Origin of the sequence: Mycobacterium innocens (assembly GCF_900566055.1) — a bacterium.
GTDB classification, from domain to species: Bacteria; Actinomycetota; Actinomycetes; order Mycobacteriales; family Mycobacteriaceae; genus Mycobacterium; species Mycobacterium innocens.
This window is the reverse complement of sequence record NZ_UPHQ01000279.1, coordinates 1-4687: the sequence shown is the minus strand read 5'-3', so window position 1 is coordinate 4687 and position 4687 is coordinate 1. Positions and strand designations below refer to the sequence as shown.

At 67.3% G+C, this 4687-nt stretch carries 3 protein-coding genes; all 3 read right to left on the bottom strand.

Going from position 1 to position 4687, the window contains the following annotated elements; translation table 11 throughout:
* Positions 1-193: 193 nt before the first annotated feature.
* Positions 194-997, bottom strand: a complete 804-nt coding sequence (locus EET03_RS27095; RefSeq protein WP_075543658.1) for a hypothetical protein — start codon at positions 995-997, stop codon at positions 194-196.
* A 113-nt stretch (positions 998-1110) separates the two neighbouring features.
* Positions 1111-2646: a type VII secretion integral membrane protein EccD gene (gene eccD / locus EET03_RS27090; RefSeq protein WP_075543657.1), complete on the bottom strand. Its 1536-nt coding sequence runs from the start codon at positions 2644-2646 to the stop codon at positions 1111-1113.
* Positions 2643-4687, bottom strand: a 2045-nt coding sequence (locus EET03_RS33165) for a MinD/ParA family ATP-binding protein (RefSeq protein WP_122508852.1), incomplete at its 5' end; no start/stop codon positions are given. The genes eccD and EET03_RS33165, both read right to left, overlap by 4 nt.

The following is a 4687-nucleotide window of genomic DNA, read 5'->3' as shown; positions in this document are numbered from 1 at the left end:
ATACAGTTCGGTCAGGAGGGCATCGAGGTCTGTCTTCATAACTGTCCATCGGTGCCCTCCAACCACATCCTTCACAAGCCGACACGCCGAGAGTGCAACCACTGCGGCGCCGCTCGGCGTGTCGCCGCCGCCAGTACACACTCGGCGCAGCCGATGCACACTCCGCGCGCAGTTGGGAATTACTCATCTAGAGTTAGACGGGCGCTGCGACCGAGCCCGCCGACGCGTTGCCGCCCGTTGTGGCGTGGATAGGAGCGCTGACCAACGTGGCTGCGCCGGCTGCGGCGCCGTCTTCGTCGTCTTTGTCCTCGTCTTTCTTGGTGTCATCGACGAGCTGCCCCTGCTGCTCCGGCTTGGTGTCGGAGGCGAGCTGGGCGGGCGATGCGCCTTGCGAGCTCTGTGAGGCCCCCTGTTGCGCTGACTGACTGATGGTCTGTGCGATCGGAGATGCTTGCTGCGCCATCTGACCGGCTTGCGGGGCCAGCTGGACGACCTGTGGCACCGTCGCAGCCACACGCGGCGACAGCGCCTCGGCCTGAGCACTTACCGCCTGGCCGAGCTGCGACACCGCACCCGCGGGCGCACCCAGCAGTTGCGCGGCCGGAGTGCCCAGCAGTTGCGCGGCGGGAGCGCCCAGCGATTGGACAGACTGTCCGGTCAGGCTCGCCGCGGCACCGGCCACCCCGCTGGCTTCGCGCTGGCCGTCGGAGCCGAATTGGTACTGCGTCAAAGCGTCGCCCAGCGACTGATCGGCTTTGCTATAGATGTCAGCCGCGGTGGCCATGCTGGTTGCCGTCCGCTTGAGAGCGGCGGTGACGCCGGGCAAACCGTCGGAAACCAATGATTCGATGCCCGGCATCGTCTCGTTGATTGCTGCAGATATCGGATCGGATCCGGTCGCCGCGATTGGTGCCGGAAGCGTCGGGAAAACGAGTTCGGCGAGTTTGCTTCCAGCGGCAATCAGGCGGGCGGGATCGACGGCCAGTGGTTCAGCCATCTCAAAATCCCTTCTGTAGGTTACCCATCGAGCAAATTTTACCCGACATCGCATAAGGCCAATCGCGCCAATTTCGGCCGCCGGTGCAGTGCATAAAAAGGCATGCCGACTGCTCAGAAGCGGATATTCCGAACCATGTCATAGACACTGGTGATCCACAGCAGCAGGGGAACGATTGATGCCACCATTGCGCCGTCGATCAATTCCAGAATCCGCTTCATCACCGGCGAGACCCGACGAACCTGAGCCGTCGCTCCCACCACGATCAGAGCCACCACGACGGTGGCGAGGTAAGTGGACAGCATCAGCCAGGCGTAGTACGGATACCAGAGGCTGAGCTTGACGGCCAGGCCCGTCGGGATGACGACGGCCGCCGCCAACATTGCCCACGCACACCACCGGTCTGCGTACAGCCGCGACCGGAACCCACAGATCACTGTGATCAGGCCCGCCACCACCAGGCTGTGCACGAAGAAGTGTCCGTGCACCATAACCGCGATCGAACCGGCGGCCAGGACCAGGGTCCCGGCCGTGACGTAACCGATGAGCAGCTGCTTGGCGAATTTGCTGCGCTCGGTCAGGCGTGCGGCGGACGCCGGCGCTGACGCGATGATGGCCTGCCAGGTCGGGGTCTCTTCGTTGGTGGCGTCCTGGGCGGTGACGGGATCGAGCAGTTCCTCGTTGTCCACGGTTTCGCCCGGAACGGGGATGGGCGGTAGCGCAATCCGCGCGACGGCGACGGTCAGTTTGGCCGCATTCGTGACGATGAACAGACCGAATGCGATCGCGCCTGCAGGGACCCAGTGCTGGTAGCCGTAGCCGAAGGCGACGGTGGCGGCAATGGTCGCGATCGATGTGATCGCGACGAACGACGCCAATTCGTGACGCCGCCGAGGACCGCCGCGGGTCATCAGCGTCAGGAACAACACGGCGGTGGCGGCAGCCGCGAGCTGCGGAGCTCCCAGCGAGTTGACTCCACGCGGCAGCGGAACGGCGATCGCCGCCGCGGCGGTGAGCGGTTGGTAGGCCGTGAGCAGCAGGCTCTCGGACAGGCCCATTTTCTGGTAGAAGCGCTTTGCGACAAAGCAGCCCACTAGAACCGCCACCCCGATGACGCCCATCGCCAGCGGCCAGAACGGGCTGCGGCCGGTTGCCCACCACGCCCGCACGGCGACCGCGGTGATCGGCAGGGTCATCACCGGTATTGCCACGCAAACGAAGCGATTCAGGGCCGAGCGGTCGAACTCCGGCGATTCGTCAAGCACCGCTATCGCGTCGATGACGTCTTCGACGAGCGGCCGATACCGCTCGGTCCGGCTCACGGTCACCAGGGTGAGCAATGAGCCGTCGACAACCCCGGCTTCGTCGAGCGATTGATCCAGTCTCAGCGGCGGGAATCCGGGCCGGGCGAAGGCCCACACTCCCTGTGCGGAAAAGTCGAAGCCGGCCAAGACGTCGGGCGGGGTGTCTTCCAGCAGATCGGCCAGCACCGCGACGGTGTCGTCGATATAGGTTTGCATGGGCGCCGCCGCGGGCAGCACCAGGTCCGTCATCCGTTTGCCGGTCAGGATGGTCACCCGGGTGGTCGCGGGTTTGGGCGGAGTTGTTCCCACGGCGGCGGCGGGCGCGGCAACGGCAGGTGCGCTCATCGGCGTCCGGCCCTTTCAAAATCGTCGGATAAAGCTGCTGCCAGCTCGAGGATTCGTCGTTTGTAGACCGGGCCGAGCTGGTCGAGGTGAATTTCGCCGCCGGCCGCGATGTGCTTGTCCCACGGTAAGACCACCACCCGGCCGGGCTGGAGCCGCTGTTCGAACTGCCGGACGACGTGCTTTTCCGCGACGTTGGTCTCGCCGACAGAGACGTGGTCGACGACCACGCAGGCCCGGTTCAGAAGGTCCTGATATCCGTTGTGACGCAACCACTCCAGGGCAATTGCGGCCTGGCGAGCGCTGTCGATCGATACGTTGGTCACGATCACTATTGCCGACGATGTTTCCAGGACGCTGCGGGTCACCGGGTCGAAGAGCCCGGCTCCGCAGTCGGCAATGACGAGGTTGTAGAACTTGGATACCTTGTCGACCGCGACCCGCATGTCCTCGCCGCTGAGCCCGCGGCGTGCGGTGGTGTATTCCTGAGCGGGCAGGATTTCGAGATTGGCGGCGTTCACGCTGGTGTGCGCGCGGACGTCGTTGTAGTGCGACAACTCCGGGTCGGCCAGGAGATCCGCGATCGACGAGGGCGACGAACGGCCCGCGCGGTCGGCGAGGTTGCCGCAGCCCGGATCCGCATCGAGCACCAGGATCCGGTCACCCCGCACCTGCGCCAGTGTCGTGCCCAGCGTGACCGTCGTGGTGGTCTTGCCGGCACCGCCCTTCAGGCCGAGCACCGCGATCTGATACGAGCCGCGAGGTCTTCTGCTGACCCGGTTACGCAGGCCCAGTTCGTATTTCTCGTCGGGTGACAATCCGAAGTTGATCCGAGTGACCGAGTGCACCCAACGCCGCCACCCTCGTTTGGATACCAGTTTCGCGGGCTTCCCGGCACGACGACCATCGACGGGAGCGGGCTCGCTCTGGGGCCTGGCCGGGGCCGGAGCAGGTGGGGGTTGACCCTGGGTGGGAGAGTGCGGCGGTTGAGCGCGCACCGGGCCCGGGGGCTGAGCCCGAGTGGGCGCCAACCGGGATGGAGGCAGTGCGGTTGTTGGCGTTGCGTCAGCGGCCTGATCGGCGCGCCGCCTGGCGCGACGGCCGCCGGTGGGTTCGGGATGGGTTTCGGTAGGAGGTGCGGCCGCAGCGGGCGCGGCCTCCGACGGACGATCGACGTCGGAGTGGCTTTGCGGTAACCACGCGAACGCGGATGCCGGTCCGACCCTGGACGCCGGTTGCGTCTCTTCTGTCGACGGGCGTTGCGGAAGGGCGGCACCAGTTGCCGACGGCATCTCGTCGTCGTCCGGTTCGGGCCGATAGCGGTGTCCGCGGCGGACGTGTCGCGAATGCCGGGGAGCATCGGACGGCGGTTGCGCGGGGGGCGGCGTAGGTTGCTGCGGTTGCCGATGCTCGCCGGCCCGAACGCTGTGTGGTGACGTTTCGGTCGCTACCGGCCGAGTCGGCGTGGTAGCAGGCTGCGATGGTTTAGGGGCAGCCGCAAACGGTTCGGCGGCGGACCGCGAGGGTTGCGGTGCTGCCTGCGGGGCTGATGATCGCCAAGGCGTGGCCGGTGGCGGTGGGCCGGGGCGGCGCGGGGGTTCGGGTCGTGGTGTGGGCGTCGGCGGCGCGCCCATCGGCATCGGTGCGACTGGTGGTTTGGGTGACGGCGGTGCCGGTGGCGGTTCGGCCGGGGCCTGCTTGCCCGCCGGCGGCGGTTCAGCAGCGGAGACCGGTTTGTCGGGCGGTGCAGTCTGCGGGGGTTCGGGCGGCGCCGGTGGTTCGGCGGAGGCTTGCGGTTGTACCGACGGTGGGACCGGTGGTTCGGGTGGTGCCGGCGGCGGTTCCGGTGGGGCCGGCGGAGGTCCGCCGATCGGCATGGGAGGCAGTGGCGACTTGGGCCCGGCGGGGGCGGCTTCACTGATCGGCGTCGCCGGTGCCGGTTCGGCGGCGGCTTGCGGAGGTGCCGATGGTGGTTCTGGTGGTTCGGGTGGTGCCGGTGGTGGTTCGGGCGGGGCCGGCGGTGGTCCGCCGATCGGCATGGGGG